This window comes from Microbacterium sp. ZW T5_45 (assembly GCF_044987415.1).
Taxonomy (GTDB): domain Bacteria; phylum Actinomycetota; class Actinomycetes; order Actinomycetales; family Microbacteriaceae; genus Microbacterium.
On the sequence record NZ_JBJDRJ010000009.1, the window covers coordinates 88,559 to 113,720 of the forward strand.

A 25,162-nucleotide genomic window follows, 5' to 3' on the forward strand; every position below is an offset into this window, starting at 1 on the left:
CATGGGCGCTCAACTCAGGGTCTACAAGCAGAAGATCTCTTCTGCTCAGACGACCAAGAAGATCACGAAGGCGATGGAACTCATCGCGGCTTCGCGCATCCAGAAGGCGATGGCACGCGTCAAGGCGTCCAGCCCCTTCGCGCGTGCCGTGACGAGGGCCGTGTCGGCCGTCGCGACGCACTCGAACGTCGACCACCCGCTCACCCGTGAGCCGGAGAACATCCGCCGATCCGCGGTCGTGATCTTCACGTCCGACCGCGGTCTGGCCGGCGCGTTCAACTCGCAGATCCTCCGCGAGGGTCTCGAGGTGGCTTCGCTCCTGCGTGAGCAGGGCAAGGAGCCGGTGTTCTACCTCATCGGTCGCAAGGCCGTCGGCTACTTCCAGTTCCGCGGCCTCGCTGCGGCAGCGGAGTGGACGGGCGACACCGACACCCCTTCGTTCCACACCGCGGAGGAGATCTCGGCCACGCTGCTCGAGTCGTTCACGCGTGGGGGAGAGGCCGGTGGCGTCGATGAGATCCACCTCGTCTTCAACCGCTTCGTGAGCATGATGACGCAGGAGCCGGAATCCGTGCGCCTGCTTCCGCTGGAGATCGCGGAAGCCGACGAGTCGGAGGCCGGGAAGACCGTCTACCCGCTGTACGAGTTCGAACCGGATGCCGAGACCGTGCTGGATGCGATCCTGCCGGTGTACATCCAGAGCCGCGTCTTCAACGCCCTCTTGCAGTCGTCTGCCGCCAAGCAGGCCGCGACGCAGAAGGCGATGAAGTCGGCCAGCGACAACGCCGACAAGCTCATCACCGACTACACCCGTCTGCGCAACAACGCGCGTCAGGCGGAGATCACGCAGCAGATCGCAGAGATCGTCGGTGGAGCCGACGCCCTCTCGTCGAGCAAATAGACCATCAGGAAAGAGACGAAAATGACCAACACCGCAACGGCGACCGCGGTCGTCGGGCGCGTCGCACGCGTCAACGGTCCGGTTGTCGACATCGAGTTCCCGCACGACTCGATCCCCGACATCTACAACGCGCTGAAGACCACGATCGTGCTCGGCGAGGAATCGACCGAGATCACGCTCGAGGTCGCTCAGCACCTCGGCGACGACCTCGTCCGCGCCATCGCTCTCAAGCCGACCGACGGCATCGTCCGCGGCCAGGAGGTGCGCGACACCGGTGAGGCCATCTCGGTCCCCGTCGGTGACATCACCAAGGGCAAGGTCTTCAACGTGATCGGCGAGGTCCTCAACGGCGAGCCCGGTGAGACCATCGCGATCACGGAGCGCTGGCCCATCCACCGCAAGGCGCCGAACTTCGACCAGCTCGAGTCGAAGACCACCATGTTCGAGACCGGCATCAAGTCGATCGACCTCCTGACCCCCTACGTCCAGGGCGGAAAGATCGGTCTGTTCGGTGGTGCAGGTGTCGGTAAGACCGTCCTCATCCAGGAGATGATCCAGCGCGTCGCGCAGGACCACGGTGGTGTGTCGGTGTTCGCCGGTGTCGGCGAGCGCACCCGTGAGGGCAACGACCTGATCCACGAGATGGAAGAGGCGGGTGTCTTCGACAAGACGGCCCTCGTGTTCGGCCAGATGGACGAGCCGCCGGGGACGCGTCTGCGCGTCGCCCTGTCGGCTCTGACGATGGCGGAGTACTTCCGTGACGTGCAGAAGCAGGATGTTCTGCTCTTCATCGACAACATCTTCCGCTTCACGCAGGCCGGTTCCGAGGTCTCGACCCTTCTGGGCCGCATGCCTTCCGCCGTGGGTTACCAGCCGAACCTCGCCGACGAGATGGGTCTCCTCCAGGAGCGCATCACCTCGACGCGCGGTCACTCGATCACCTCGCTGCAGGCGATCTACGTGCCGGCCGATGACTACACCGACCCGGCTCCGGCCACGACCTTCGCGCACCTCGACGCGACGACCGAACTCTCGCGTGAGATCGCGTCGAAGGGTCTGTACCCGGCCATCGACCCGCTGACCTCGACGTCGCGCATCATGGACCCCCGCTACTTGGGCGAGGACCACTACCGCGTCGCCACCACGGTCAAGCAGATCCTCCAGAAGAACAAGGAACTGCAGGAGATCATCGCCATCCTCGGTGTCGACGAGCTCTCCGAGGAGGACAAGATCGTCGTGGCCCGCGCCCGTCGCATCCAGCAGTTCCTCTCGCAGAACACCTACATGGCGAAGAAGTTCACCGGTGTCGAGGGGTCGACGGTTCCGCTCAAGGAGACCATCGAGTCGTTCGACGCGATCACCCGTGGTGACTTCGACCACGTCGCCGAGCAGGCCTTCTTCAACGTCGGTGGCATCTCCGACGTCGAAGAGGCATGGGCGAAGATCCAGAAGGAGAACGCCTGACCATGGCGCTGCATGTCAGCCTCGTCTCCGCCGAGGCGGAGGTCTGGACGGGCGAGGCGAGCCTCGTCGTCGCCAAGACCGTCGAGGGTGAGATCGGCTTCATGTCCGGCCATGAGCCGGTCCTGGCGATCCTCGCCGAGGGTCAGGTCCGCATCACCCAGGCCGACGGCACCAAGGTGCTGGCCAACGCGCAGGACGGATTCCTCTCCATGGAGGGCGACATCCTGACGATCGTGGCCGGCAACGCCGCTCTCATCGCCTGATCATCTCCACCACGTCCGCCTCGGGAATCCCACGGGTTCCCGAGGCGGACGTGTCTGTACACCCGAGGTTCCTCATGAAGATCCTGCTGCCGCCGTCCGAGACCAAGCACGCCGGGGGAGACGGGGCTCCTCTCCATCTGCCCGGACTCGCCCTTCCTGCGCTCCACGAGCAGAGGACGGCGATCGTGGATGCTCTCGTCGAACTCGCCGCCGACGAGTCGGCGTCCCGCAGGATCCTCAAGCTCAGCGAACGCCAGCTCGGGGATATCGCGCACAACCGGATGCTGCGTACCGCAGGGACCATGCCCGCCGTGGACCGCTACACGGGGGTGCTCTTCGACGCTCTCGATGCCGGCTCGTTGAGCGCTGCTTCCCGGCGTTGGCTGGGTTCTCATGTCTGGATCCACTCCGCACCGTTCGGGCCGGTCGGTGCGCTGGACCCGATTCCGGCGTATCGGCTCGCCGCAGGAACATCGCTGCCTGGCGTGGCGGCACTACGCCGACACTGGGCGCAGGCGACCACAGCGGCGATCGCCGAGAACGCGCCCGCATTCGTCCTCGATCTGCGCAGCGAGGCGTACGCGGCTCTCGGCCCGGTACCTGCATCCGTCCCCTCGATCTACGTGCGCGTCGTCACTGCCGAAGGTCGCGCCCTCAACCACTTCAACAAGAAGTCCAAGGGCCTGCTGGTGCGGGCACTGGCGGATGCTCGTCCTCGTCTCGGAACTCTTCGGGGGTTCCGCCGCTGGGCGGAGGCGAACGGCATCATCGTCCGGGATGCCGCGGAGCCGGGGATCGTGGATCTCGTCGTCGAGGAGTGATTCTCTGAGACATGGGGAGTCCTCCCCGCGTGGGCCGTTGCTCCGCCCCCTGGCCGACCGATACTCTGGCTGGTGCGAGGCGAGACCTCGCGTCGGGGGACGAGAGTCGTCTCCCACGACCAGAGAAATGTGAGTCTCATGGGTTACGACGACTACGGGACCGGAGCCGCCGCGTTCGGGGTCCTCTATTTGCTGTTCGTCACGTTCGCCATCGTCGTAGGGTACGTTCTCAGCGGCCTCTTCCTGATGAAGATCTTCGACAAGGCCGGGGTCCAGGGCAAGTGGCGTGCGTGGGTTCCGTTTTACAACACGATGATCTTCCTCAAGCTCGGCGATCTGAGCCCGTGGCTCGCGTTCGGAGCGCTTCTCGGCTTCATCCCCTTCGTCGGCTGGATCGGTTCGATCGGTGCTGCCGTGATGCTCGTCCTCGCTGCATGGCGCATCGGCCTGAAGCTGCAGAAGGACTCCGTGTGGGTCATCCTGTACATCTTCCTGTCGCTCGTGTGGATGGGTATCGCCGCGTTCGACAAGTCCCGCTGGAACCCGAACATCGCGCCGGCCTCGTGGGCCGGCAACGGCTTCCTCGCCGACCGCACGGTCTGGGAGGGCATTCCCGTCCAGCCGTCTGCTGCGGCTCCCGGCTATGGTGCCCCGCAGGGCTATGGCGCGCCTCAGGGCTACGCGCCGCCGGTTCAGCCGGGCTACGGCCAGCCCACCCAGCCTGGGTACACCCCTCCGGCACAGCCGGGTTACGGTCAGCCGGTTCCGCCGGCACAGCCCGGGTACACGCCTCCGGCACAGCCGGGTTACGGTCAGCCGGTTCCGCCGGCACAGCCCGGGTACACGCCGCCGGCGACCCCGAGTACGGGTGGCCCCGCCGCACCGCCGTCGGGTCCTGGTGTGCCCCCGGTGCCGCCGACCGCTCCGCCGACGCCGCCGGTTCCCCCGGTGAACCCGTCGAGCCCGACGCCGCCGCCCGCGTGACGTCGAACTGATTCAGAACCCCCGGCTTGCGCCGGGGGTTCTGTGCGTCCGGGCGCAGCACCCCGCTAACGTGGGGTCATGGTCATGACGCAGCGTCGAGTCGGCGCATCCGGTCTGTTCGTCTCCGCCACGGGGCTCGGATGCAACAACTTCGGACGGACGGGGACCGCCACGGAGTCTCTCGACGGCACGAGACTCGTCATCGATGCGGCGATCGCCAACGGCATCACCCTGCTCGACACGGCCGACATGTACGGGGCTGCGGCCGGGGCCAGCGAGGAGCTGATGGGGGAAGCACTTCACGGACGTCGCGATCGTGTGGTCCTCGCGACGAAGTTCGGGCAGGAGCGCGACATGGGGTACGACTTCCCCGCGGCGCGCGCCTCGCGCAGATACATCCGTCGCGCGGTCGAGGAGTCGTTGCGGAGGCTGCGCACCGAGTGGATCGATCTGTACCAGCTGCATCTGCCGGGTCCGCAGACTCCGATCGCGGAGACCATCGACGCCCTGGACGAGCTGGTACGCGAGGGGAAGATCCGCTACTACGGTCATTCGAACTTCACCGGCTGGCAGATCGCCGAGGCGGAGTTCATCTCCCGAGCGCGGGCGACCGGGCGTTTCATCTCCGCGCAGAACCACTACTCGCTGCTCGCTCGCGCGGCCGAGCGCGAGGTGCTTCCGGCCAGCCGCCGCTACGGACTCGGATTCTTCCCGTTCTTCCCGCTGCACAACGGTCTGCTCACCGGCAAGTTCACGCGGGACGGGGGACCCGAGGGGAGTCGGATCATGTCCACGCGTCGGCACGTCTGGGAGAACGCGCCCTGGGATGCGCTCGATCAGTTGACGCAGTTCTGCGAGGAGCGCGGACTGACCATGCTCCAGGTCGCCTTCGGCTGGTTGCTCTCCGACCCGGTCGTGTCGAGCGTCATCGCGGGAGCGACGTCGCCCGCGCAGGTCGAGGCGAACGCGCAGGCCGCGGACGCGTGGCGACCGACGGCCGACGAGGCGGCGACGCTCGATCGGCTGTTCCCGCTTCCCGACGACCCTGCGGCACGAGTCTGATGCGGGCGTCCACTACGATGTCGGTGTACCCTGAGGCCGCCCGAAACGCCGCAGGCAGTTCGGAGGCAGGACGTGGCTGAGACGATGACGACGACGCAGACGATCACCGTCGGCGCTCGGCGGCTCGAGGTGTCGTGGGCCGGAGTCACCCATGTGGGTCACCGTCGGGAGACGAACCAGGATTCCTTCCTCGCCGAGTTCCCGCTGTTCGTGGTCGCGGACGGCATGGGGGGTCATGCCGGGGGAGAGATCGCCAGCCAGAGCACGGTGCGCCGGCTGCATGACGTCGTCGACTCCGCAGATGTCGGGCGCTCGGCCATCGAAGGAGCCCTGGAGCGCGTCGTCAAGGACATCGCCGCGCACCCCGAGACCACCGATGAGGGGACGGGCACCACTCTGACGGGGGTGTTCATCGAATCCGATGACGAGGGCTCCCGCTGGGTCGCGCTGAACATCGGCGACTCCCGCGTCTATCTGCTTCGTGACGATCACCTCGTGCAGGTCACCACCGATCACTCAGTCGTGCAGGAGCTGATCACCGCGGGCAAGCTCAGCCCCGAAGAGGCAGAGGGGCACCCCTACAGCAACGTCATCACGCGGGCCGTCGGTGCGAGCGAGCTCACCCCGCCCGACTATGTGACGATCGACGTCCGAGCCGGCGACAGGTTCGTCGTATGCTCCGATGGTCTGACGAAGGAACTGACCGACTACGGCATCCAGCATTTCCTGCGTCAGCACCCGACCCCGGGTGCTGCGGTCGATGCGATGCTCGCCGCCGCGCTCGAGAACGGCGGGCGCGACAACGTGAGCCTCATCGTGGTGCAGGTGGGCGACTCGTCGTCCACAGAAGACGTCCACGCCGAGTAATCGGGTATGCCCGTGCTGCGGGTCTGGAGCTGATTCCGCGCGCCAGCGTGATGGTGTGCACTCGAGGGCATGGATGCTCTCCCCATCGCGATACCGCCTGCTCCTCCGGACGCGAAGCGACCTCCGCTGCCCGTTCTCGCGGCCTGTGTGCCGGTGGCCGCCGGCGTGGCGATGTGGCTCGTGACCGGGTCGCTGTATGCGCTGTGCTTCGCCGCCATCGGGCCGCTCATGCTGGTCGCCTCGCTGATCGACGGCGCCAGGTCGCGTCGCAAGTCGCAGCGGATCGCTGTCGCCGAGGGGGCGAAAGCATGGGCGATGGCCGAAGGAGAGCTCCGCCGTCGGCACGATGAGGAGCGGGAGCTGCTCGGGCATCGCCATCCGGATGCGGCGGACTGCGTCCGCAATCCGCCACTGCGCGGGCGGGACGCGGTCGATGCCGAGACCCTCATCGTGATCGGTCGCGGCGCGGTGTCCAGCGAGGTGCGATCGGGTGGAGGCGCCGACGACAGGGCGCGCGAGTTCGAGGCGCGCTGCCGCGTGCTCGATGACGCACCGCTGACCGTGCCCCTCGGCGCCGGTGTCTGTCTGCGGGGGCCTCAGCCCCTGACTCGCGCGATCATGCGCGCCCTGGTCGTGCAGCTCGCGATGCGATTCGGCCCGGCGCAGATCGCCTTCTCGGCGAACGCGCAGTCGCAGGCGTGGGGCATCGGGCAGCTCACCGAAGCCCCGAGGGCGCGCCGTGGAGCGTTCACCCTGGGTGTCGCACGAGTGGGTGAGGAGCCCCCACCCGCAGCAGCGATGATCTGGCTCGCCGATCGCGACGGTGACGTACCGGAAGGGATCACGACCGTCATCGAGGTGCGCGAGCCGCGCACCTCGACGTTGCGCACCCCGCGCGGCGTGATCGCTGTCACCGCCGAGGGGCTGTCCAGGGCGCAGGCCGCCGCGGTCCTCGAGAGCCGAGGATCCGGCGCCGACGGGTTGGAGGTGCTTCCAGAAGCGCTGGGACTCGCAGAGATCCTCCCGTCTTCGGAACGATCGCACCCCGCTGAGGGGGTGAACGGACTCCCGGCCCCGGTGGGAAGAGGGGAGCGGGGCGACGTTGTTCTGGACATCGTGGAGGACGGTCCGCATGCCATCGTCACCGGCACGACCGGTACGGGCAAGAGTGAGCTCCTCGTCTCCTGGGTCACGGCGATGGCGAGCGAGCACGGACCCGACCGGGTCACCTTCGTGCTGGCCGACTTCAAGGGCGGGACCGCGTTCGAGCCCCTGCGCGAGCTTCCGCATGTCGCCGCCGTCATCACCGATCTCGATGAGGCCGGGGCGCGCAGGGGCGTGTCGAGCCTCACCGCCGAGCTCCGCCGCCGGGAGGCCGCGCTCGCGGCGGCCGGTGCGCGCGACATCGGCGGGGTGCGGATGCCGCGATTGGTGATCGTCATCGATGAGTTCGCGGCACTCCTGAACGAGCATGCCGACCTCGGCGCGGTGTTCACGGACATCGCCGCGCGCGGACGCGCGCTCGGCATGCACCTGATCATCGGCACACAGCGTGCGTCCGGAGTGATCCGCGACGCTCTCGCGGCGAACTGCCCGCTGCGGGTCAGCCTCCGGGTATCGGATGCCGCCGACAGCCGCCTGGTGATCGGGTCAGACGGTGCCGCGCAGCTCCCCGGGGGCGCGGCGTCTCGCGGACTCGCCCTCGTGAGGCGACCGCAGGATGCCGATCCGATCGCGCTCCGCGTCGCATTGACCGCAGCCGCGGACATCCGCGGTGCGGCGCTGCGGTGGTCGAGCAGCCCTCGGCATCCGAGTCCCTGGCTCCCCGCGCTTCCTCCCCTGGTTCCCCTCGCCGGCCTGCGGCAGGAGGCGTCAGGGCAGGTGGTTCTCGGCCGCTCCGACGATCCCGAGCATCAGCGCCAGCCGCTCGAGACCATCGACCTCGGCATCGACCGGGGGCTGGCCGTTCTCGGCGCGCCGGGATCGGGTCGTACCGCGCTGCTGCGCGTCCTGGCCGCTCAGACCGATGATGCGCTCTGGGTGCCGAAGGACGCGGAGGCGGCCTGGGATCTCGTCGAGGGACTCGCCGACGGCAGCCGCCCGCGACCGTGCCTGATCCTGTGCGATGACATCGACGTGCAGCTCGGCGAGCTCACGCCCGATCACGCCCAGGTGCTCGCGCAGATGTGGGAGCGTATCGTCCGCACGAGCAGCGGGTCGACCATCGTGCTCACGGCGACCCGCGCGACGGGGGCGGTCGCGCGACTGCTGGATGCCCTGCCGCGTCGAGCCCTGCTGCGCATGCCCAGTCGCGTCGAGCACCTCGCGGCCGGAGGCGAGTCATCCGAGTTCGATCGGGATCGCGGGCCAGGACGAGCACGCATCGGGGGTCGCGAGGTCCAGATCGCATGGGCGGACGAGCAGGATGCGCCATCGCCCACGACCTCGGAGGAGTTGCCGGCCTGGAGGCCGCGACTACGGGTGACCGCGCTCGTCACGTCCGGACCGCACGGGGTGGTTCGTGCTCTCGACGGTGCCTACCACGGCTGCGAGGTCCTCCTCGCGCCCGGGGAACCATCCGAGTCCGCGGAGACCGTGCTCCTGGTCGCCGACGCCGACACCTGGCAACGGAACTGGGCTCTCTGGCAGCAGGTGCGCGCTCGTGGCGAAGTGCTGATCCGTGCGGAGAATCCGGCCGATCTCCGTCAGCTCGCCGGCATCCGAACCGTGCCGCCGTTCGCGGCCCCGAACCGGGGGCGCGCCTGGTCGCTCACCGACGATGGGCGACTCCGGCGGGTCGTGATCGAGGGCCTCCGGGACCGGTGAACGTGGTGATCCGTCCCGTGCGGGGGAAACCGGCGGTGCGGTGCCGGTGGTCCCTGTCAGAGCGCGGGGGAGAGGTGGATGCGCCCGACCTCGCCGCCCCCGCCATGGACGGCGAGCGGGAGCGCATCGAGAAGCGCGGACACCTCGTCGGCGGGCAGGGCGCCGGCCCGGGCCAGCAGGGAGGCCGCGATCAGCGTTCCCACGCGCGTCGACCCGTCGAGGACCTTCAGAGCGACCGTCGCGCCGTTCGGTGCGACCATCGTCATCACGCCCTCTGCGCCGTACTTGGCGAAGACGCCGAGTCGCTCGACGGCGAGGGAGTCGGCACGCCCCGGTCCTTCGATCGTCCACGGGTGCTCTCGCACCGCACGCACCAGCGACCCCGCGACACGGTGCAGCGCGAAGGGAGAGCGCTCCGATGCGGTGCCGATGCGGTGGATCGCCCGTGCGAGACCGGTCAGTGTGATCGCATGCACGGGGGCACCGCATCCGTCGATCGCCGTGTGTGCTACCTTCTCGCCCGTGAGCCGCTCGACGACATCGCGGATGTGCGACTGCAGGGGGTGGTCGACGTCGAGGTAGCCAGCGGTCGGCCAGCCGGTCGCGACGCAGGCGCGGAGCATCGCGGCGTGTTTCCCGGAGCAGTTCATCCTGATCCGCTCCGGCGCACCATGCTCGGTGACCATCTCGTCGCGGGTGGTCGAGTCCGCGGGCCAGCTGGCAGGGCATCCGAGGTCGTCCTCGGTGAGTCCGCCCTGCGTCAGCATGTCGCGGACAACTGCGGCATGACGGTCGGTGCCGACGTGACTCGCCGTCGCCAGGGCGAGCTGTTCGCCCTCCAACGCCGCGCCCGCCGTGACGCACGCGATGGCCTGCAGGGGCTTCAGGCTCGAGCGAGGCAGGATCAGGGCGTCGCTGTTCCCATGCCGGGCGACGATCTCGCCGTCGGGTGAGAGGACGACAGCGGCGCCGGCATGACGCGATTCGACGAAGCCGCTCCGTTCGACGACGGCGAGTTCGACGGCATCCTGAACAGTGAGAGTCTCCAGCACCTGCCAAGCCTAACGGGGAGTCTGGGACGGACGAAGCCGGAGCATCGTGTCGCCGTCGTCCGCGATCGTGTCGATGGCTTCTGCGAGACTGGCGGTATGGCCATCGCATCGCTCGGAGAACACCGCTACCGACTCACCTCGACCTGGACCGGCAACACCGGAACGGGAACGAGCGGCTATCGCGACTATCGTCGCGACGTCACACTCCAGGTCGACGGCAAGCCCGAGATCCTCGCGTCCAGCGACAAGCCGTTCCGTGGCGACCCCGAGCGCTGGAATCCGGAGGATCTGCTTCTCGCGTCGCTCTCCGAGTGTCACCTGCTGTCATACCTGCATGCCTGCGTGACGGCCGGGGTCGTTGTGGTGTCCTATCGCGACACGGCATCCGGTCTCATGCGTGAGAACGGAGCCGGTGGGGGAGCATTCGTCGAAGTGACTCTCCGACCGGAGGTCGTCGTCGCTGATGCGTCGATGATCGACGCGGCCGAACGTGCTCATGCGCAGGCCAACGAGTGGTGCTTCATCGCGAACTCCATGAACTTCCCCGTGCGTCATGAGGCGATCGTCACCGCGGCCGACTGAGTGATCAGCGGCGTTCGTGAGGGAGTGCCTGCTTGATCTTCTCGATCGCACCCTGTGCGGGCGCCTCGTTGTAGGCGTCGGCGAGTTCCTGACCGGACAGCGCGTGGATCGCCGCCATGATCTCGTCCGTCGCCTGGCGGCGTGCCCGACCGCTGCTGGCGGGGCCGTGCGGAGACAGATCGAGCGGCGCACCGAACTTCACGGTGATGCGCTCCTTCAACGTCGGCACCTTCGCTCCCACCGGCATCACCTTGTCGGTGCCGATCAGCCCGACAGGAACGACGGGAGCACCGGTCTGCAGCGCGAGGAAGGCGACGCCCGTGCGGCCCTTGTACAGTCGACCGTCGGTCGAACGCGTGCCCTCCGGATAGAGGGCGACCGCAAGACCCTCGTCGAGCAGTTGACGCTGAAGGTCCAGAGCGTCGAGTGCGGCCTGGCCGGCGCCACGGCGCACGGGGATCGCGCCGATCGACTCGAAGAACGTCTTGCTGAGCCTGCCCGAGATGCCCGTGCCCTCGAAGTAGCTGGACTTCGCGAGGAAGTGCACCGGGCGCGGAGCGGCGACAGGGATCGCGATCGAGTCGATGAACGACAGATGATTGCTCGCGAAGATCACGGCGCCCTCACGCGGGACGTTCTCCTTGCCCTCGATGCGAGGACGGTAGATGACGCGCGCCAGCGGGGTGATCAGGCTGCGGCCGAGCGCATAGGCGAAGCCTGCATGTCGGGGTTCGGCGGTCTCTGCGGGCGACGGATCGGGCTCCACGGACTGCTCAGAGGTCATTCGAAAAGAATAGTCTCGGATCCATGCCCGTCGTGGAATGCGGGCATCGCGTCGCGGCGTTCAGCACGAACCTAGGCAGGTAGGGGAGGATGGAGTGTCCCACCCGCGATCCTGAGGTCTTCACTGTGCGCACCCGCTCGATAACGCTTCTGTCCACCATCGCCGCGGCGAGCCTGCTTCTGGCCGGCTGTTCCGGCTCCAGCACGCCGGAATCGACGGCCACCTCTTCGGCGGCGTCCACGGATCTCTGCTCGCTCGCAGCGGAATCCGGGTCGGTCTCTGAGAGCGTCTCGGTGGACGGTTCCTTCGGTGAGATCTCCACGGCCACGTTCGAGGCCGGTCAGACCGTCGACGCGCTCGAGCGGACGGTCGTCACGGAGGGCGATGGCGAGGAGATCACCGACGGCGACTACGTGCAGTACGCCCTCAGCGGTTACGACGCCGCGACCGGTGAGAAGCTGGGCGATGTCGGCTACACCGCCGATGAGATGCTTCCCGCTCCGATCACGAGCGACAGCTCGCTGGCTCCGATGTTCGGCTGCGCGACTGTCGGCAGCCGTCTCACCGTCGCGATCCCCGGCAACGACTCCGCGTCGGCGCAGGTCTACACCGTCGACGTCCTCGGCATCACCCCGACCGAGGCCTGGGGCACGGAGCAGCCCGCGGTCGAGGGCATGCCGGCTGTGACCCTCGCGGATGACGGCCAGCCGAGCGTTGAGGTCCCCGACGGGGATGCACCCACCGAGGTGCAGATCTCCGTTCTCAAGGAAGGCGACGGCGGTACCGTCACCGCGGGCGACACGACCCTCCTGCAGTACTACGGCGTCAGCTGGAACACCGGCGAGTCCTTCGATTCGTCCTGGGCCAATGGCGCACCGATCTCGATCTCGGGCAACACCTACGTCCCGGGCTTTATCGAGGCGCTCGAAGGACAGAAGGTCGGTTCCCAGATCCTCGTCGTCATTCCGCCGGCGCAGGGCTATGGCGAGGGCGAGATCAACGAGGAAGACCTCGTCGGGCAGACGCTGATCTTCGTGATCGACATCCTCGCGAACCAGAAGGCCGTCGCGGGCTGAGCGAGCGAGCCGAGGGCGTGACATAGGCTGGCGGGATGCGTCGCGTCATCGTCCTCGGCTCCACCGGTTCCATCGGAACCCAGGCTCTCGATGTGATCAGGGCCAACCCGCGGCGGTTCGAGCTCGTGGGGCTCGCCGCCGGGTCGAACTCCGCGCTCCTCACCGAGCAGGCGGAGCGGTTCCAGGTCGAGAGCACGGCCCTCGGCGCAGCCGAGGCAGAGCAGCTCGTCCGCGACGTCGAAGCGGATGTCGTCCTCAACGCGATCACGGGTTCGATCGGTCTCGGATCCACGCTGGCCGCGCTCGGGGCCGGACGCACCCTGGCTCTCGCCAACAAGGAATCCCTCATCGTCGGCGGTGAACTCGTGCTCAAGGCCGCGGCTCAGGATCAGATCGTTCCGGTGGACTCCGAGCACTCCGCCATCGCGCAAGCGCTGCGCAGTGGCGCGCACAGCGAGGTCCGTCGACTCGTCGTGACGGCATCCGGTGGTCCCTTCCGTGGCCGCTCTCGCGCCGAGCTCGGCGACGTCACGCCGCAGCAGGCGCTCGCGCACCCGACGTGGGACATGGGTCGCGTCGTGACGACCAACTCGGCGACCCTCGTGAACAAGGGGCTCGAAGTGATCGAGGCGCACCTGCTGTTCGACATCCCCTACGACGACATCGACGTGGTCGTGCATCCGCAGTCGATCGTGCACTCGATGGTCGAGTTCATCGACGGGTCCACGATCGCGCAGGCATCGCCGCCCGACATGAGACTTCCGATCTCACTGGGCCTCGATTGGCCGAATCGGGTGGGGGGTGTGGGCCGCCCCCTGGACTGGACCACCAGCACCGCCTGGACCTTCGAGCCTCTGGACGACAAGGCCTTCCCTGCGGTGACCCTTGCGAAGGCGGTCGGTCGCGCCGGCGCGACGTTCCCCGCGGTCTACAACGCCGCCAACGAGCAGGCCGTCGACGCGTTCCATGAGGGGCGGCTCCCGTTCCTCGGCATCGCCGACACGATCGCAGCCGTCATCGACGCGCACGAGCCTCCTGCCGCGCTGACCGTGGAGTCGCTCGCGGATGCCGAGGCCTGGGCGCGCCGCAAGGCCGACCAGCTCATCGCCGCGCGCTGACGGTTTTCACCCGCGCGTTCGGGAGGGATACTCGCCTTCGGGAGGTGCTTGCGGCCGCGATCCTCAGCCCGAGCGTGAGTCTTCAGCCCGTGCGGGGCACGGACCGAGCCCGTGCGGGGCACGGACCGCCCCCGCGCGAGCAGGCTGCTCAGTCCTCGGGGTACGGCACGGGCCAGTGCGAATCCGGCACGGGCCAGCCGGCGGCCTTCAGCGCACGACGGGCGAGTTCCCGCGCCGAATACGGCGTCCGCACACCGCGGATGTCGCGGTAGTCCTGGTGACCGGGGCCCGCCCAGAGGATCGCGTCGCCATCGCCGACCAGGGCGACGGCTTCGACGATCGCCTTCTCCGGAGGGGAGTACTCGTGGATCTCGGCATCCGGTCGCGCCTTTCGAGCGCCCTCGACCAGGGTCGCCCTGATCGCATCCGGGTCCTCGAAACGGGGATGATGATCCGTCACGACGAGGATGTCGCTGCCCTCGACGGCGGTGCGGGCCATGTCGAACCGCTTGCTCGCGTCGCGGTCGCCGTCGGCGCCGAACAGCATCAGCACCCGGCCAGACGTCACCCGGCGCACCGCCGCGAGCGTCTTCTCGAACGCATCGGGGGAGTGACCGAAGTCGACGAAGACCGCAGGGCCGCTGTCGCCCGAGACGAGCTGCGTGCGGCCAGGCAGATACGCCCGGATGCCGCCGTCGCGAGCGAGCGCGGCGGTGATGCGATCCCAGTCGTAGCCGCCCTCGAGCAGCATGACGATCGCGAGTGCGGCGTTCGCCGCCATGTGCGGCCCGATCACGGGAACCGTCGTGGTGAGCGATCCGGCGGGGCCGGTCATGGTGAAGGTCGTGCCCGCGGCCCGCTCGTCGTCGATCACGACGGTCCAGTCCGCGCGGGCGGATGCATCAGGGTCGGTCGCGATCGACGGCGTGCCGACCGTGACGACGGGAACTTCGGCGCGCTCGACGACGGTCGCCCCTGAGGCGGAGTCGATGCACACGACGGCGCGACGCGAGCGATCAGGGAGGAACAGCGGCAGTTTCGCCTCGAAGTACTCGTCCATATCGGCGTAGTCGTCGAGGTGATCGTGGCTGAGGTTCGTGAAGCCGGCGACGTCGAAGACGATCCCGTCGACGCGGTGGCGCGACAGCGCCTGGGCGCTCACCTCGACCGCGACGGCCTCGACGTGGCGCTCCCGCATGAGGGCGAGCAGCGCGTGCATCTCGGACGCCTCGGGGGTCGTCAGACGGGAAACGATGATCTCACCGGCGATGTGACGCTCTGCGGTGGAGGAGAGGCCGGTGACGACGCCGATCTGCTCGAGGATGCCGGCGAGGAGGTGCGAGACGCTCGTCTTGCCGTTCGTGCCGGTGGTGCCGAACAGGAGGGGGAGAGTGTCGTCGGCTCCGGTTCCGTAGACCCACGCACTCAGCGCACCGAGCGTGGCGCGCGGATCGTCGACGATGACGATCGGCAGATCGGCACTCGCGGCGATGTCCGCGCCGGCGGCATCGGTGATCACCGCGACGGCACCCTTCTCCGCCGCGGTGGTCGCGAATTCGGCGCCGTGGCGATTCACGCCCTGAATGGCGACGAACGCCTCGCCGGCACGGAGATCGGCGGTCGCGAGGGTGATCCCCGACAGGGACACCCCGCTCACTTCTCCGCGCACCTCACGGGCGAATCGGGTGACGAGTTCGGACAGCTCGCGCCTGGGCGGGTTCGCGGGGCGGAGCACGGGCGGCAGGCTCGGTTGTTGTTCAATCGACATGTCCCCTCAATGATCGCATGTCGGCGCGCGGATGAACGGTGCGGCGCGGCCGCCCGTTCGCGCACACCCCCGACCGTCGGAGCCGATTCCTAGGCGGCGCAGGCTAGCGTGTCCATGTGGAAACACTGCTCTATGTGGGCGGCATCCTGTTCATGCTGATCGGTCTCGGACTGTCGATCGGTCTGCACGAGATCGGCCACCTCCTGCCCGCGAAGCTCTTCGGCGTGCGCGTCGGCCAGTACATGATCGGCTTCGGCCCCCGTGTGTGGTCGAAGCGCATCGGAGAGACCGAGTACGGCTTCAAGCTCCTCCCGCTCGGCGGATTCATCTCGATGTCGGGCATGTACCCGGCGTCATCGTCGACTGGGCCGGCTCGCGGCCTGTTCCGCACGCTCGTGCAGGACGCGAGGACGGCGAACGATGAGACCATCGCCGACGGTGCCGAGCACCGTGTGTTCTACCGGCTGCCGGTATGGAAGCGCGTGATCGTGATGCTCGGCGGCCCGCTCATGAATCTGATCCTCGCGGTCGTCATCTTCACGGTGCTCGTGTCGGGTATCGGCGTCCAGCAGGGGACCACGACGATCGCCTCGGTGACGCAGTGCGTGCTGCCGGCGGGCTCGACCGCCACGGAGTGCGCCGCCGACGACCCGGAGTCCCCTGCGGCCGAGGCCGGCCTGCAGCCGGGCGATCAGCTCGTCTCGGTCGGCGGGACGCCCGTGTCGACGTTCGCCGACGCGAGCAGCATCGTGCAGGATTCCCCCGGAACCCCGCTCGACGTCGTGGTCTTGCGAGACGGGGCGGAGACCACGCTGACGGTCACGCCGATCGCTGCCGAGCGATCGCTGACCGACGCGAGCGGTCAGCCGCTGCTCGACGACGACGGCGATCAGATCGTCAAGACGGTCGGCTATGTCGGGATGGCGGCGCAGATGGGGTACGTCCAGCAACCGCTCACTGCGGGCCCGCAGCTCGCAGGCGAGAACGTGAGCAGGGTCGCGTCTCTGATCGTGACGCTCCCGGTGCGGCTCTGGGACGTCGGAGTCTCACTGGTCACGGGAGGCGAGCGCGACCCGAACGGGCCTCTCAGCGTCGTCGGCGTCGGGCGGCTGGCCGGCGAGGTCGCCGCGACCGATGCGCCGATCCTGAACAGGTTCGCCGTGCTGCTGCAGCTGCTCGGCTCGCTGAACATCGCCCTGTTCGTCTTCAACCTCATCCCGCTGCTGCCACTCGACGGCGGTCACATCGTCGTCGCGCTGTGGGACGGGATCAAGCGTGCCTGGGCCCGGATCTTCCGCCGCCCGCCCCCCGCGCCGGTCGACGCGACGAAGCTGGTGCCACTCACCGTGGTGGTGGCGGTGCTGCTCATCGCGATGGGAGCGCTGCTCCTCGTCGCCGATCTGTTCAACCCGGTGGATCTGCTCGGCGGCTGACCGCCCGGCGCCCGCTGTCATCGAGGCCCACCGCATCCGCCCGGCATCCGTCCGCGGAGAGTCGCGCGGATGCCGGCCGGATGCCCGGACGCTCAGTTCAGAGCGTGCGCGACGAGACGCTCCAGCGTGCGGATGCCGTCGCGGGACAGGATGGATTCGAGATGTCCCTGCACCGAGGCGAACCCGGGGCCCCGCAGGGAGTACACGTCGCCGGTGGTGGGATCGGCCGACACTTCGGCCACCCCGACGGATGCCGTGCCCGGGGCGACGCGCGCCGTGAACGTGTTGTAGAACCCGATCGATGCGTTCTCACCGAAGACGGGGACCGACTTCTGCAGTCCCTGGTGCGGCGAGTCCAGCGGCGTGAGCTCGATACCGAGGCCGTCGGCGAGGATCTGGTGGCTCAGGCAGACGGCGAGCAGGGGGCGGCCGGCATCCCGTCGTCGGGCGACGACGTGGCGCATGCGCGAGATGCGCGGGCTGGCGATGTCACGCGGGTCGCCGGGGCCGGGTCCGGCGACCACGAGGTCCGTCGTGTCGACGGCTGCGTCGTCCGCCTCGTTCCACGGCACGATCGTGACGTCGAGTCCGAGATGCCGCAGCTGGTGGGCGAGCATCGTGGTGAAGCGGTCCTCCGCGTCGACCACCAGCGCCGAGCGGCCGGCGAAGGGCCCCGTGAAATCCTCGCCCTGCGGGTTCAGCCAGAACTCGGCGAGACGGGAGTTGCGAGAGGCCAGCAGCTCGGCGACCGTCGGGTCATCGGCCAGCGAGCGCGGCGCGGCGGGAGCATCCGGATCGTCCTGCGCCGGCGCCGTGCGGTCGAGAGCGATCGCACCGATCGCTCCGAGCACGCCGGCGGCCTTGCCGTGGGTCTCGCTCACCTCGCCGTACGGGTCGGAGTGCCGCACGAGCGTCGCGCCCACCGGGACGCTCAGGGCGCCGTCGTTCACATAGACCGTGCGGATGAGGATCGGGGCGTCGAGATCGTGTCCGCCCTCGGCGTTCGGAGTGAACAGCGCGGCGACGCCGGAGTAATAGCCCCGTGGCTTCCGCTCGTGCCGTCCGATCACGGCGCACGCGTTCTGCATCGGAGAGCCCGTGACGGTGGGGGCGAACATCGTCTCGCGGAGGATGTCGCGCGGGTCGAGCCGGCTGCGGCCGCGCAGCATGTACTCGGTGTGCGTGAGCCGTGACATCTCTTTGAGATGCGGGCCTGTGATGCGGCCACCGTCGGAGCAGACGGCGCTCATCATCTTGAGCTCCTCATCGACGACCATGAACAGCTCCTCGGTCTCCTTCGTCGAGGAGAGGAAGTCGACCAGGGTCTCCTTCGTGGCCCCGCCCTGCGGGTGCCGGAAGGTCCCCGAGATCGGGTTCATCGTCACGATGCCGTCGCGCGCCACGACATGGGCCTCCGGGCTCGCACCGACAGCGATCCGATTCGGTGTGATGACCGCGAACGTCCAGTACGCACCGCGCTCGTGCGTCAGCAGCGCTCGGAACCAGGTGAGCGCCGCCGTGCGCTCGTCGACGTCGATCGAGGCGGTGTAGTCGCGGCGGATGACGAAGTTCGCCCCCTCGCCATTGCCGATCTCATCGGCGATCACCCTCTCGACGATGCGGGCGTACTCGTCGTCGGCGATGTCGAACCCACCGTCGCGCAGCGGAACGTTCTCAGCCGGAAGCGCGTCGAGCACGTCCGAGGCGGGCAGCTCGAGGTGCTCGTCGACGACGATGCAGCGCAGCGGGGCACCGTCGTCCTGAGCCGAGAAGCCGCGTTCGCGAACCTGACGGTAGGGGACGAGGGCGAACACCTCCCTGGCGGTCCCGCCCTCGACGAGGGGGATGTCGGCCAGCAGATCGACGTCGACGACATCGCCCGCGAGCAGTTCGACGGTGTCCGCACCGTCGCGCGCGATCAGCACGAAGGATGCCGCCGGATCTGCGCTGAGCTCGGCGAGGCGTGAGAGGGTCATCGATGTCTCCTGTGCGAGGGATCAGGCGCGGCTCACACGAAAAGACCGCCCCTGAAGGCGGTCTGGATTCGTGGGAACGCGAACACACCGCCTAGGAGGCGGGCCACCACGTGACGTTCGCGAACATGGGCCGAAACTATCACACCCCGAGGCGCGGGATCGGCGCATGACGGGGTGCCATCATCCAGCCCGCGTGCATGTGGGCGGCGTAGGCTGTGAGTGTGCCAGCAGTGAACCTTGGGATGCCGAAGATCCCCGAAGTCCTCGCCCCTCGCCGCAAGTCCCGCCAGATCAAGGTGGGCAAGGTGCTCGTCGGTGGCGATGCGCCCATCACGGTGCAGTCGATGACCACCACGAAGACCACGGACATCAACGCGACGCTGCAACAGATCGCCGAGCTCACGGCATCCGGTTGCGAGATCGTGCGCGTCGCCGTCCCGCATCAGGACGATGCCGACGCGCTCAAGATCATCGCGATGAAGAGTCAGATCCCGGTCATCGCGGACATCCACTTCCAGCCGCGCTACATCTACACCGCGATCGACGCGGGGTGCGGTGCCGTGCGTGTCAATCCCGGCAACATCCGCGAGTTCGACGGGAACGTCGGCAAGATCGCTGAGGCGGCGAAGGCGGCGGGTGTCTCCCTGCGCATCGGCGTGAACGCGGGTTCCCTCGACCGCCGTCTGCTCGCGAAGTACGGCAAGGCGACCGCTGAGGCTCTGGTCGAGAGCGCCGTCTGGGAGGCGTCGCTCTTCGAGGAGCACGACTTTCACGACTTCAAGATCTCGGTCAAGCACAACGACCCGATCGTCATGGTCAAGGCCTACCGTCTGCTGGCCGAGCGGGGCGACTGGCCGCTGCACCTCGGTGTGACGGAAGCAGGGCCGGCGTTCCAGGGCACGATCAAGAGCGCGACTGCGTTCGGCATCCTTCTCAGCGAGGGCATCGGGGACACGATCCGGGTGTCGCTGTCTGCTCCTCCCGCCGAGGAGGTCAAGGTCGGACACCAGATCCTGCAGTCGCTGAACCTCCGCGAGCGCAAGCTCGAGATCGTCTCGTGCCCCTCGTGCGGGCGCGCACAGGTCGACGTGTACACGCTCGCTGAGAACGTCACCGAGGGTCTGAAGGACATGACGGTGCCGCTGCGCGTGGCCGTCATGGGCTGCGTCGTGAACGGCCCCGGCGAGGCCCGCGAGGCCGACCTCGGCGTCGCTTCCGGCAACGGCAAGGGACAGATCTTCGTCAAGGGAGAGGTCATCAAGACCGTCCCCGAGGCCGACATCGTCGCGACCCTGATCGAAGAGGCGAACCGCATCGCGGCGGAGATGGGACCGGATGCTCCGCTCGGAACGGCGCAGGTCGTCACTGCCTGACCCCCGTCGTGGCGTGTACGCCGAGGGCCGGGCATCATGAGCATTCGTGGAACAAGGAGATCATCATGTCTGATATCACCCTTCCCGCTCCCGCACAGGCTATGGTCGACGCGATCAACGCGGCGGATACCGAGGCATTCGTCGCGACGTTCACCCCCGCCGGATTCGTCAGCGATTGGGGCACGGTCAAGCCTGGTCCCGATGGCGTGCGCAGCTGGGCGCACACCGATGCGATCGGTGCGGGCGCGAAGATGACCGTGCTCTCGGCGTCGACCGACGGCGACACGACGAGCATCCGTTTCGGATGGTCGAGCAGCGTGTTCAACGGCGAGTCCGACGGGATCTTCGTCGTCGAGGGCGACAAGCTCGCCAGCTTCACGATCCCGCCCGGGCACTGACCGGCGGTCACGGTCGCGCATCGTTGCGCATCCGTGACCGGTCGTATCCGTCGTACGAGGAGGAGCGGCTCTAGCTTGTGACTCATGAGCCGTTCCTTCCGTGTATCCGCCGCCATCGCCGTCGCTGTCATCGTCGGCGGAATCCTGGCCGCCTGCGCTCCGGCGACGGATCCGTCTCCGTCGGTGAGTCCCTCTGCGACCCGAACGCAGACTCCCGAACCGGTGCCGACTGCGTCCGAGCCGGCCGTCGCCTTCGGCGGCGACTGCGCCGCGGTGCTCGATGCGGATGCTCTCACCGCGGCGATGGGGGAGCAGATGAACTCGTGGGACCCGGTGTGGGAGGACGGGGCACCGGCGAAGCTCGGTGGCGTGCGCTGCGCGTGGACCTCGGAGCAGTACCTCTCGGTCTCGGCGGCCGCATGGGTGTATCCACTCGACGTGCTCGACGCCGAGTGGGTCGTCGGCGAGGGGGGGAATTCCTGTGATGCGGACACGCACTCCTGCATCGCATCAGCCGTGTTCGGCGACGCGTGGGTGGGGATTAGGCTGTCGTCGGACCGCGCCGAGTCGTTGATCGAGAACGCCCGTCCGCTGGTCGACGAGATCGGTGCGAAGCTCGCCGGCGAGCCGGCACCTGTCGCCGATGCGCGCTCCGGGTGGTGGAACGCCGCACCCACCTGTGCGGACCTCGCGGCTGCCCTGGAGACCCAGGGGATCGGTCTCACCGTGCAGGGCGACTACCCGGCCGCTGCTCCGGCGTTCGCAGGCGGACCCCTCGAGCGGGGATGCGCCGCCTCAGCCACGGTCGACGGGGTCACGTTCCAGACGCATGTCGTGCTGCGAGCAGGGGCGGCGGCCGGCGTGGCCGCCGTGCTCGCGCTCGACCCGGACGCCGCGGTCGCTGCGGACGGCCGGACGTTCGCCGTGACCATCGAGCAGTACCCGTTCGACGGCGGCAGTGGCCTGATGCTCGGTGATGATGGTGCCAACCTCGTGGAGCTGTCCCTCTTCAACGGTGAACCGACCGCGCAGGATCCGGTTCTGCTCGCGGCGATCCTCGACGCCCTCGCACCCTAGAACGACCGCTGTGCGAGAGTGGGAGGATGTCAGGCATCGAGACCTCCACGACCGTCGGCTTCCCGTCCGGGGACCTCGAAGGCAGCGGCACCGTGCTGCACGTCGAGTCGTCACCCGACGGGGACGTGATCGTCGTCGATGCGACCCCGTTCCATCCCGTCGACCACACGTGGCCCGATCAGCCCGGCGATACCGGCGCGATCTCGTTCGGCGGCGATGAGGTCGCCGTCGTCGATGCGCTGATGGCGGCCAGCAGCGACGAGGGGGAGTTCGCCGTCGGCACCGGCATCCCGGTGAAGCGCGGTGCGGACGGATGGACCTGGCTCGTCGGGCACCGCCTCGCCGGTGCGGCACCGGCCGGTCTCGCGGCGGGCGATCCGGTGCGACTGCGGGTCGACGCGACACGGCGTTCCGGGCTCAGCCGTGGCCACACCGCGTGCCACCTGGCCTCGTTGGCGCTCGATCTGGCGGTGGCGGATCTGTGGCGCAAGGATCCGGGCGCCGACGCGCTGGGCGCGCCGGACTTCGAGGGGCGAACGAACCAGTCGAGCCGCATCCATGAGGACGGCTCGGTCGACGAGTACCGGCTGGGAAAGAGCCTGCGCCGGGCCGGTTTCGACACCGAGACCTTCTCGGCCACTCTCGCAGAGCGCGAGCACGCGATCAACGCGCGACTGCGGACCTGGGTGGCGTCGGCAGCGCTGAGCCGCATCGTCACCGACGGCCCGACGATCGTCGATCGGCGCACCTGGGTCTGCGGGCTTCCCGAGGGGGAGGCGAGGATCCTCTGCGGGGGGACGCATGCGCACTCGCTCTCGGAGTTCGCAGCGATCGAGGTCTCGCTCGATCTCAGCGACCCTCAGCTGCTCGTCATGACCACGCGAGCAGTCGCGGCCTGAGCATCACCACCGGGTGAGACCGAGCGCACCCTGGGCGCTCAGCCCTCGGCGGAGACTGGCTCGAACTCGATCTCGCCCCGCGAGATGTCGGTGCGCACCACCCGGAATCGAGCAGCCGAGCCAGGAACAGCGCCGGAGGGGAGCGGGGCGGATGCCGTCACTGCGGGTTCCGCGATCTGAACCGTCGCGCGCTCGCCGCGGATCGACACGATCGTCGCATCGAGTTCGGTGCCTACGAACGGGGTGAGCAGCGCGGCCTCGACGCAGTTGACGGTCGCGGAGTCGAGCGCGGACGCCCGCTGGCCGGACTCCCGCATCAACGCCGGCAGCTCCGGCAGCGAGGAACGAGCCCAGACGGGAACCTCTGTGCCCTGGGCGACGGCGAGACAGATCGTCAGCGACCAGCGGTCGACGAGCCGCCGGAGCGGAGCGGTCGCGTGGGCGTAGGGGGCGCCGATGGCCGCCTGCACTGCATCCGTCGGCGGAGCGCCGTCGAAGGCGACGTATCCGGCGCCCCGGAACAGTGAGGCGGCGGCCTCGAGCACGGGCAGGGTCAGCGGATCGTCGCGATCCAGGTCGCGCAGATAGTCGCCGTAGCGGCCGGACGTCCAGGGACGCCCGAGCGCCTCGGTCTGATGGCGGAACGCTGCGAAGGCCGCCTCATCGGGCTGAGGCATCGTGCGCAGGATCCCCACGCCCGCATCGAGCATGAGGGTCGCCGCCGCCATGCCCGTCATGAGCGACAACTGCGCGTTCCAGTCCTCCACGGGGAGCGGCCGACGCCGCTCGATGCGGTAGACACCGTCCGCATCTCGGACGACCTCCTCATCGGGCAGATTCAGGCTCGCTCCACCTCGGGCCTGCTCCTGCGCGATCCGCAGAGCACCGATCTCGGGGAGAAGCGCGGCGGGGCCGTCCTCGCCGCGGTCGAGCGATGCCTGCGTCGAGGCGTAGTCGAGCTGCTGCCGTGATCGGATCAACGCCCGCTCCAGGCCGAAGTCGGTCACGGTTCCCACCTCGTCGAGCGCGAAGGTCCACACGAGCGCCGGGCGGTCGATCCCGGGGAGCAGTGACGCCCGATCCTCGCTGAGCACGCGCGGATGCAGCGGGATCGTCCCATTCGCCGCGTACAGCGTCTGGCCGCGACGCCGCGCCTCCGCATCGATCGCCCCGCCGGGGACGACGAACGACGGCACATCGGCGATCGCATAACGCACCGTGAAGCCTCGGCCTGCGCGCTCGAGGTGGAAGGCCTGATCGAGGTCGCGGGAGCCGAACGGATCCAAGGTCGCGAACGGGAGGTCACGGAGATCCGACTCCGGGACGGATGCCGTCGCCTGCTCCGCTTCGGCCAGCACGGCTGCCGGGAACTCGAGCGGAGCATCGAGGGACGAGGTCAGCGCGGCGAGAGCATCCGCCAACTCGGTCTGCGCGGCGGACGGGGCGACATGCGATCGACGCTGGGGCATGTTCTCACCCTATGGCGCGCGCTCGTGCGGACTATGCTGCGGCCATGACAGCGACGGAGCCGGTCGAGCACGGCGGGAGGGCGGCTCTGCTCCGGCAGGGCATCATCACCGCCGCCGTCGGGGCAGTGGTGTTCGTCCTCGGATCCGTCCTCGCGTCGGTGGTACTGCCCGAGACATCAGGGGGTCGGTTCTTCGCCCTCGTCTTCGCTCCGCCGTTGGCACTGCTCGTCTGGGCGGTCATCGCCGCCTTCGGACTCCCGCTGGCAGGAGCTGGCGATCGGGATTGCGGTCGGGGTCGCCGCCGTCTCGGCGCTTGTGCAGATCGGGCTCGCCGATGGCGTGATGCTCCTCATCGTCGCGACATGCAAGGGACTGACGCTCGGCGGGGCGGCATCCATCGGTGCGCTCATCGGACTGTGGGACTCGCGCCGTCGTCGGCACACATCGCAGGGTCCTGCGCGCTCTGAGGGCCGTCGCGACACGAGTCGGCAGTCCGCCGTGCAACCCCGGTCCGGCACGACGCAGGCGAAGGAACGTGGCGGACACCCGTTCGCGGTCGCCTCTGCGCTTGCGCTCGCCGCAGGCACCGTGCTCACGGTCTGTCTGCCGCTGGAGGGATTCCTCGTGTACTTCTCGATCTCGACAGCGGCCGAGCCGCCGACGCCCGCCGAGATCGCCAGGTACGAGTGGACGGCGGCCGGGGCGCTCCTCCTGCTGGCGGCTGCGATCGTCCTCTCGGCCATCCGGCGTCGAGGCGGTCTTGTCGTGCTCTCCACGGTCGCGCTTCTGTTCGCCGTCGTCGTCGCCAACGTCTTCGCGGTGCCGCGCGACAGGTTCCTTCCGGCACCGCCCCCGGATGTCGTCTACGACGGGCCCGTGTGCTTCGGGACGAGCGGGGACTGTCCCGGCGGGTGATCCGGACGGGTTCATGACTCAGGGCGACACCTGTCAGAGCGACATTGCCCCTGG

General features: G+C 68.7%; 23 protein-coding genes. 17 read left to right on the plus strand and 6 right to left on the minus strand.

Annotated features, from left to right (window positions below):
- Position 1 precedes the first annotated feature (1 nt).
- The 8 genes from ACI3KS_RS06750 (at position 2) to ACI3KS_RS06785 (ending at position 9,188) form a co-directional block, all read left to right on the plus strand.
- Positions 2–901 (plus strand): F0F1 ATP synthase subunit gamma, encoded by a 900-nt coding sequence (locus tag ACI3KS_RS06750; protein ID WP_404916516.1) that lies wholly within the window; start codon positions 2–4, stop codon positions 899–901.
- A gap of 21 nt (positions 902–922) precedes the next feature.
- Positions 923–2,365 (plus strand): F0F1 ATP synthase subunit beta, encoded by a 1,443-nt coding sequence (gene atpD / locus ACI3KS_RS06755; protein ID WP_404916518.1) that lies wholly within the window; start codon positions 923–925, stop codon positions 2,363–2,365.
- 2 nt (positions 2,366–2,367) lie between these two features.
- Positions 2,368–2,628 (plus strand): F0F1 ATP synthase subunit epsilon, encoded by a 261-nt coding sequence (locus tag ACI3KS_RS06760; protein WP_404916520.1) that lies wholly within the window; start codon positions 2,368–2,370, stop codon positions 2,626–2,628.
- 74 nt (positions 2,629–2,702) lie between these two features.
- Positions 2,703–3,449: a YaaA family protein gene (locus ACI3KS_RS06765; protein ID WP_404916522.1), complete on the plus strand. Its 747-nt coding sequence runs from the start codon at positions 2,703–2,705 to the stop codon at positions 3,447–3,449.
- Positions 3,450–3,587: 138 nt separating this feature from the next.
- A complete protein-coding gene (locus ACI3KS_RS06770) occupies positions 3,588–4,433 on the plus strand; it encodes a DUF5684 domain-containing protein (RefSeq protein WP_404916524.1) in 846 nt (281 codons plus the stop codon).
- A 78-nt stretch (positions 4,434–4,511) separates the two neighbouring features.
- Positions 4,512–5,495 carry an aldo/keto reductase gene (locus tag ACI3KS_RS06775; RefSeq protein ID WP_404916526.1) on the plus strand — a complete coding sequence of 328 codons (984 nt, stop codon included), beginning with the start codon at positions 4,512–4,514 and terminating at the stop codon, positions 5,493–5,495.
- Positions 5,496–5,567: 72 nt separating this feature from the next.
- Positions 5,568–6,362 carry a PP2C family protein-serine/threonine phosphatase gene (locus ACI3KS_RS06780; protein WP_404916528.1) on the plus strand — a complete coding sequence of 265 codons (795 nt, stop codon included), beginning with the start codon at positions 5,568–5,570 and terminating at the stop codon, positions 6,360–6,362.
- A gap of 69 nt (positions 6,363–6,431) precedes the next feature.
- Positions 6,432–9,188 (plus strand): FtsK/SpoIIIE domain-containing protein, encoded by a 2,757-nt coding sequence (locus ACI3KS_RS06785; protein WP_404916530.1) that lies wholly within the window; start codon positions 6,432–6,434, stop codon positions 9,186–9,188.
- A 56-nt stretch (positions 9,189–9,244) separates the two neighbouring features.
- Here ACI3KS_RS06785 and ACI3KS_RS06790 read toward each other — a convergent pair whose 3' ends face one another.
- Positions 9,245–10,240, minus strand: coding sequence for an asparaginase (locus ACI3KS_RS06790; RefSeq protein ID WP_404916532.1), 996 nt, complete (start codon positions 10,238–10,240; stop codon positions 9,245–9,247).
- Positions 10,241–10,336: 96 nt separating this feature from the next.
- On the opposite strand from ACI3KS_RS06790, the gene ACI3KS_RS06795 reads away from it, so the two are divergent.
- Complete coding sequence (locus tag ACI3KS_RS06795) at positions 10,337–10,822, plus strand: OsmC family protein (RefSeq protein WP_404916534.1); 486 nt, start codon at positions 10,337–10,339, stop codon at positions 10,820–10,822.
- A 4-nt stretch (positions 10,823–10,826) separates the two neighbouring features.
- On the opposite strand, the gene ACI3KS_RS06800 is transcribed toward ACI3KS_RS06795, so the two are convergent.
- Both ACI3KS_RS06800 and ACI3KS_RS06805 read right to left on the minus strand, forming a co-directional pair.
- Positions 10,827–11,606, minus strand: a complete 780-nt coding sequence (locus tag ACI3KS_RS06800; RefSeq protein ID WP_404916536.1) for a lysophospholipid acyltransferase family protein — start codon at positions 11,604–11,606, stop codon at positions 10,827–10,829.
- Entirely contained in the window at positions 11,596–11,847 is a 252-nt protein-coding gene (locus ACI3KS_RS06805; protein ID WP_404916538.1) for a hypothetical protein, read from the minus strand. The genes ACI3KS_RS06800 and ACI3KS_RS06805 overlap by 11 nt, the downstream gene beginning before the upstream one ends.
- A 52-nt stretch (positions 11,848–11,899) precedes the next feature.
- Between ACI3KS_RS06805 and ACI3KS_RS06810 the strand changes: the two genes are divergently transcribed.
- Together ACI3KS_RS06810 and dxr are read left to right on the plus strand one after the other, a co-directional pair.
- A complete protein-coding gene (locus ACI3KS_RS06810; RefSeq protein WP_404916540.1) occupies positions 11,900–12,682 on the plus strand; it encodes an FKBP-type peptidyl-prolyl cis-trans isomerase in 783 nt (260 codons plus the stop codon).
- Between the two features lie 35 nt (positions 12,683–12,717).
- Positions 12,718–13,800, plus strand: coding sequence for a 1-deoxy-D-xylulose-5-phosphate reductoisomerase (gene dxr / locus ACI3KS_RS06815; protein ID WP_404916542.1), 1,083 nt, complete (start codon positions 12,718–12,720; stop codon positions 13,798–13,800).
- 148 nt (positions 13,801–13,948) lie between these two features.
- Here the strand turns inward: dxr and ACI3KS_RS06820 are convergent, their stop codons facing one another.
- On the minus strand, positions 13,949–15,568 hold the full coding sequence (locus ACI3KS_RS06820) for a Mur ligase family protein (RefSeq protein ID WP_404916544.1): 1,620 nt from the start codon (positions 15,566–15,568) through the stop codon (positions 13,949–13,951).
- Positions 15,569–15,684: 116 nt separating this feature from the next.
- On the opposite strand from ACI3KS_RS06820, the gene ACI3KS_RS06825 reads away from it, so the two are divergent.
- The gene (locus tag ACI3KS_RS06825) at positions 15,685–17,001 is read left to right on the plus strand and encodes a M50 family metallopeptidase (protein ID WP_404916546.1); all 1,317 of its coding nucleotides are present in this window, start codon (positions 15,685–15,687) and stop codon (positions 16,999–17,001) included.
- A gap of 92 nt (positions 17,002–17,093) precedes the next feature.
- On the opposite strand, the gene ACI3KS_RS06830 is transcribed toward ACI3KS_RS06825, so the two are convergent.
- Positions 17,094–18,977 carry an anthranilate synthase family protein gene (locus ACI3KS_RS06830; protein ID WP_404916548.1) on the minus strand — a complete coding sequence of 628 codons (1,884 nt, stop codon included), beginning with the start codon at positions 18,975–18,977 and terminating at the stop codon, positions 17,094–17,096.
- Positions 18,978–19,198: 221 nt separating this feature from the next.
- Here ACI3KS_RS06830 and ispG point away from each other — a divergent pair, with 221 nt between their 5' ends.
- The 4 genes from ispG to ACI3KS_RS06850 all read left to right on the plus strand — a co-directional run bounded on the left by ispG (position 19,199) and on the right by ACI3KS_RS06850 (position 22,724).
- A complete protein-coding gene (gene ispG, locus ACI3KS_RS06835) occupies positions 19,199–20,350 on the plus strand; it encodes a flavodoxin-dependent (E)-4-hydroxy-3-methylbut-2-enyl-diphosphate synthase (RefSeq protein ID WP_404916550.1) in 1,152 nt (383 codons plus the stop codon).
- 65 nt (positions 20,351–20,415) lie between these two features.
- Positions 20,416–20,748 (plus strand): nuclear transport factor 2 family protein, encoded by a 333-nt coding sequence (locus tag ACI3KS_RS06840; RefSeq protein ID WP_404916552.1) that lies wholly within the window; start codon positions 20,416–20,418, stop codon positions 20,746–20,748.
- Positions 20,749–20,832: 84 nt separating this feature from the next.
- Entirely contained in the window at positions 20,833–21,825 is a 993-nt protein-coding gene (locus ACI3KS_RS06845) for a hypothetical protein (RefSeq protein WP_404916554.1), read from the plus strand.
- 26 nt (positions 21,826–21,851) lie between these two features.
- Complete coding sequence (locus ACI3KS_RS06850) at positions 21,852–22,724, plus strand: hypothetical protein (RefSeq protein WP_404916556.1); 873 nt, start codon at positions 21,852–21,854, stop codon at positions 22,722–22,724.
- Positions 22,725–22,762: 38 nt separating this feature from the next.
- Here the strand turns inward: ACI3KS_RS06850 and ACI3KS_RS06855 are convergent, their stop codons facing one another.
- A complete protein-coding gene (locus tag ACI3KS_RS06855) occupies positions 22,763–24,193 on the minus strand; it encodes an RNB domain-containing ribonuclease (RefSeq protein ID WP_404916558.1) in 1,431 nt (476 codons plus the stop codon).
- Between the two features lie 342 nt (positions 24,194–24,535).
- Between ACI3KS_RS06855 and ACI3KS_RS06860 the strand changes: the two genes are divergently transcribed.
- Positions 24,536–25,108: a hypothetical protein gene (locus tag ACI3KS_RS06860; protein WP_404916560.1), complete on the plus strand. Its 573-nt coding sequence runs from the start codon at positions 24,536–24,538 to the stop codon at positions 25,106–25,108.
- Positions 25,109–25,162: the final 54 nt, after the last annotated feature.